Annotated in this window: 4 protein-coding genes; 3 read left to right on the top strand and 1 reads right to left on the bottom strand. The window is 39.2% G+C overall.

Features of this window, described 5'->3' with window-relative positions:
* The first annotated feature begins 138 nt into the window (after positions 1 to 138).
* A complete protein-coding gene (locus K1X82_14655; protein MBX7183350.1) occupies positions 139 to 1,575 on the top strand; it encodes an MBOAT family protein in 1,437 nt (478 codons plus the stop codon).
* Between the two features lie 44 nt (positions 1,576 to 1,619).
* Entirely contained in the window at positions 1,620 to 2,726 is a 1,107-nt protein-coding gene (locus K1X82_14650; protein MBX7183349.1) for a hypothetical protein, read from the top strand.
* Between the two features lie 4 nt (positions 2,727 to 2,730).
* Here K1X82_14650 and K1X82_14645 read toward each other — a convergent pair whose 3' ends face one another.
* Positions 2,731 to 3,117 (bottom strand): GtrA family protein, encoded by a 387-nt coding sequence (locus tag K1X82_14645; GenBank protein ID MBX7183348.1) that lies wholly within the window; start codon positions 3,115 to 3,117, stop codon positions 2,731 to 2,733.
* Positions 3,118 to 3,564: 447 nt separating this feature from the next.
* On the opposite strand from K1X82_14645, the gene K1X82_14640 reads away from it, so the two are divergent.
* On the top strand, positions 3,565 to 5,315 hold a 1,751-nt coding region (locus K1X82_14640), incomplete at its 3' end, for a PKD domain-containing protein (protein ID MBX7183347.1).

The following is a 5,315-nucleotide window of genomic DNA, read 5'->3' as shown; positions in this document are numbered from 1 at the left end:
GGACTTAGCAATGCCGAAATTGAAAAGGCTGTCCTTGAACATGCCGAATCCGTAAAATGGACAGAAGGTAAAACACCCAAAAAAGTGATTGTGGTTCCAAAGAAAATTGTCAATGTGGTAATTTAACCGAGTCCAATCATGTTATTTTCATCCCTTGTATTCTTGTATGCCTTCTTGCCTCTGACTTTGTTCTTGGTAGTTTGGCTCAATAACCAATGGAGAAATTACATACTACTGTTGTTCAGCTTACTTTTTTATGCCTGGGGTGGAGTAAGTTATAGTTTAGTAATGCTAGCCTCCATTGCCCTTAACTACACCATGGGAATTTGGGTTAGTAAGGTAAAAAATCAGGCAAAAACCGCTAAATACGTATTAGGTTTAACGGTATGTATTAATCTGTTAGGATTAGGCTTTTTTAAGTACAGCGGTTTCGTAGTAGAAAACTTCAATGGAATAATAACTTGGATGGGAATAAAACCATTTCCAATACCAGACATAAAACTACCGATTGGAATCAGTTTTTTCACCTTTCATGCCTTGAGTTATGTTGTGGATATATACAGGGGAAAAGCTCAGGTTCAAACCAATTTTGGGAAACTGGCTCTTTATATCAGTTTGTTTCCGCAATTGGTTGCAGGTCCCATTATTCGATACCACGATGTAGCAGACCAACTGACCAACCGGGTTATGAATATACCCAAGTTTGCTTCCGGCATTAGACGATTCGTTGTTGGTCTGGGTAAAAAGGTTTTGCTCTCCAATATGTTTGCCTTCCCGGCTGACGAGATTTTCAGCCTTCCTGCCTCCGAATTGGATTTTGGCGTAGCCTGGTTCGGTGCAATCTGCTATTCCTTGCATATTTATTGCGACTTTTCCGGCTATAGTGACATGGCTATTGGATTGGGTAGAATGTTTGGATTCGAATTCCTTGAAAACTTCAACTATCCTTACCTCGCCAAATCCATTCAAGACTTTTGGAGAAGGTGGCATATTTCTTTGAGTAATTTTTTTAGAGATTACGTCTACATTCCCTTGGGCGGAAATAGAGGAAGCGAATTTCAAACCTACCGAAACCTGCTACTAGTGTTCTTCCTCACCGGTTTGTGGCATGGCGCCAATTGGACCTTTATTTTTTGGGGAATGTTCCATGGATTTTTTCTGGTACTAGAACGATTGGGTTGGACTAAAGGCTTGGAGAAATTTCCGGTTTTAGCTCGCATCTACACCTTGGTGGTGGTAATAATTGCTTGGGTGTTTTTTAGAGCAGATACCTTTACTCAAGCCGGCACCATACTTACAAACATGCTGGGATTGGGAAACTGGAATAGCAACACTGCATTAATAGAGCAATTTATGCACCGTGGTTTTTTAGTAGCCTTGGTGGTTGCTATTGCAGGTAGTTCCGGTTTATTAGAAAAAGTGGGTCGCACCATTCAACATGCCGCCGAGAAGCAAACAGTTTATGAATATGTATATGCCGGTTTATCGGTGATTTCCATTGTTTTTGTTCTTGGATTTTCAACCTTATTCCTTATTTCCGATACCTACAACCCTTTTATTTATTTCCGATTTTGAGAAAATCAATCCATAATGTCAGTCAAATTATTGCCTTTCTGTTCATGTTAGGCCTGCCTGCATTGGTTCTCATTTTAGGAATAAAAGATCCCAAACCCAGTTCAGAAAACAAAGCTCTGGCTGAACTACCTAAGCTAGATTCCAAAGAATTGGATCCATTTCCCGAAGCTTTCGACCGATGGTTCAACGATCATTTTGTATTTAGAAACAGTTTAGTTTCAGCCTACAACCAATTGTTTATTCAGGTATTTAATTATTCGCCTAAACCCAAACTAGTGGGATTAGGAAAAGAAGGTTGGTTTTACCTCATGAACAATGAAATAAACAATTATACCGGCAAGCTTCAACTTACCAAAAGAATAGCAGAAAGAAGCATTTCGGAGCTAAACTGGCGATACGATACCTGTCGGGCACATGGTGCTGAATTTATGGTAGTGATTCTACCTTCCAAACCTCAACTCTATCCGGAGTACCTACCTTCTTATATTAAACCCGCTAAAAACGGTTCCTTTACATCCCATTTTTTGAAAGAAATTAAACCAAATATCAAATGCCAAATAATTGATATAAGACCTGCTTTGGAGGAAAGAAAAAAACAAGGATTACTGTTTTACAAAACTGATAACCATTGGAACAACGAAGGAACCTATTTGGCATATCGGATTTTATTAGACAGTTTAAATAAAAAAGGTTACCACTTGCCAGTTATCGAATTAGCAGATTGCAAACTTGGAGATTCAATTTACCCGGCCGGAAACATTACCCGTATGATTAATATGGAAAAGGATTTTGTGGAAAATGCCAGGTATATTTTTCCCAAAAAAGAAAACTACCTTCAAGAAAGGCCCAAGGAGAATTACCCTTGTCCGACTAATTTTCCCTATTGTTGGACTTACGAAGAAGTTCGGCAAAGCAAGGACAGCAGTTTGCCAGGCTTATTAGTTTTTCGAGAAAGCTTTACCAATGATTTACTAATGGACCTTTTAGGGGGCAGTTTTAGCAGGTCAACATATATTTTCGACTCCTGGGAACATGGACTAGATTTAGCCATCTTGCAAAAGGAACACCCCAATTTGGTTATTTGTATGGTAATGGAAGGATTTTTAGATTGCTTTTCCAATTACCCTAACAATCCTAAGCTAAAAAAGTAGCATTTCAGGAAAAGGTAAAGAAGTTGTTGGCACCGAAATTCCAAAACAACACAATACCTACTGCCCCAATTTTAGCCACATAAAAATTAAGTTTAACTTTATCGGTAAACAGGAAAACAAATAAATTATTGAGCCCCAAACCAACCACGGCTACCATGGCAAATTTGAAAAACTGAATAAGAATTTCAGGATTGTTATTTTGGAAAGTAAACATTCGATTCAAAAAAAAATTGATCGTAGATGCAAGCACAAATCCAAGAGAATTAGAGAGATACTTGTTCATTCTAAGTTTCTCCTTACCTACCCAGGTAGTTCCAAAATCAATGGCGAAACCGATAAATCCGATAATGCAAAAGCGGAGAAATCGCTCAATAAAGGCTTGTTCAGGCATTGTGCAAAGATAAGTAGTAAACAATAAAACGGGCAAAGGAAAACCTTCACCCGTTAAAAGTCTGCCAAATTGTTCGGATTAGGACATTTTTTACTGCTTGTTAATGTTATCCAACATCCAAACTAAGGTTTTTAAAGGGAGGTTCCGGAGATTGAACCGAAAGAAAAATTATTTTTCATTTGACCTAAGATTTATGCTTCAAAGGTCGATGCAGCAAGGCCTTGGCTTCATCCGCGTTGTCGGGTATTTTGTTATCCGTACTAGCACGGATAAACAGTTAGAAATGAAATTTTTGATGAAATGTGTTCAAAAAAAGGTTGAGGGATCGGTAAATTTGCTTGTTGAAAATTCAATGAGGTGACCTATGTAAAATGGATTCATTGGTAACTTATATTTGCCGCCTCATTTTGGATTTTAGAACCAAAATAACCTTTTAGATTTTTTTGCATGAAAAAACTTCTCCTCCCTTTTTTAGCTGCACTTGCACCTTGGATGGCAATGGCACAAAACACTAATTTTTGTGGTTCATCCGAAGCCAACAGAAAAGCAATTTTGGCTCATCCTGAAACGGAAGCTTCCAGATTGGAATTGGATAAACTTTCTAAAGAGCATGCACATCACAAAAATGCTGCAGTTTGGGATTCAGTATCACCAAGGATTATTCCGATTGTTTTTCATATCGTTCACAATTATTCATTAGATGGAGGTGATGAGAACATTTCAGACGAGCAAGTAGTTGACCAAGTTCGCATTTTAAATGAGGACTTTATGAAATTGAATTCGGATACTACCGTTGTGATTCCGGAATTCAGACCACTTATTGGGAAAGCTAATATTCAATTTCGCTTGGCTACCAAAGATGCCTTAGGGAATTGCACCAATGGTATTGAACATACCTATTCTTTCTTAACCAATGTAGGTAACGATGCTGCCAAATTAAATCCTTGGCCACGTGACAGGTATTTAAATGTGTGGGTTGTAAGATCCATGATGGATGGTGTTGCAGGTTATGCTTATTATCCTTCCACCACCAACACTGCAGGAGTATTTTCCAGCAAAGACGGGGTAATTATCCTTTCAGATTATATTGGTAGTATTGGAACCGGCGGTCCGGGTCGCGACCGTGCACTTACCCATGAAATTGGACACTGGTTAAACCTAAAACACCCTTGGGGAGACAATAACAATCCCGGCATTGAATGTGGCGATGATGATGTTGATGACACTCCTGACACCAAAGGATGGAATTTTTGTCCACAAGCTTCCAGTGCCGCAATTTGCAATGATACCATTGTAGAAAACTATCAAAACTTTATGGATTATTCCTATTGCTCCTTTATGTTTTCAAAAGGACAATGCGATCGTATGAATATTGCCTTAAGTTCTTCCGTTTCCGGTCGTTCCAACTTATGGTCCGATGCCAATATGGATGCAACCGGTATTGCTGATCCTTATGTTTACCCTCCGGCTTGTTCACCCTTTGCAGACTTTTACTCTGAACGTAGCTTTGCCTGCGTTGGAGAGTCCATTAAATTCCACGATGTTTCTCAACGCGCTGAAGTGGTTTCTCGCGAATGGAGCGTTCCGGGTGCTACTCCTTCAACCTCTACCGAAGCCAACCCAACTTTTGTATTCAACGCTCCTGGTTTATACAATGCAACCCTAACTGTAACCAACGAAAACGGTTCAACTTCCAAAACCTGGAATCAAATCATTGATGTTCGTGGCGATTGGTCTGAGCACTATGCCCCATTCTCTGAAAGCTTTACCGCTTTTGAAGATATTTACTACTGGTCAATGCCAGACAAATTCAACAACGAACACAAATGGAACTTCTCTTACCTAGGTGGTTACGGAGAACCTAAAGGTGCTGTATATTTCAACAATTGGGAAAGTCAAGAAGGTGATTACGATGAACTAATTTCACCTGCATTTGACCTTTCCTACACTACCAGCATTAAATTGAAATTTAAATATTCATTCGGCAACCTAGCTTCTGACTATTCAGAAACCTTGAAAATTTACGCAACTTCCAACTGCGGTAAATCTTGGGCTCAAATTAAATCCTTTTCAGGATCTGACTTGGCCAATGCAGGTGTTTACAGCTCTGCCTACTATGCCAATGATGATCGCTTCTGGACTGAAGAAGTTGTGAACGTTACCAGCAGCTTTAAAAAACCAAATGTTCGATTCAAATT

Source organism: Bacteroidia bacterium, assembly GCA_019695265.1.
Classification (GTDB): domain Bacteria; phylum Bacteroidota; class Bacteroidia; order JAIBAJ01; family JAIBAJ01; genus JAIBAJ01.
Note: the sequence above shows the minus strand (reverse complement) of the source record. Positions and strands in the feature narration are given on the sequence as shown.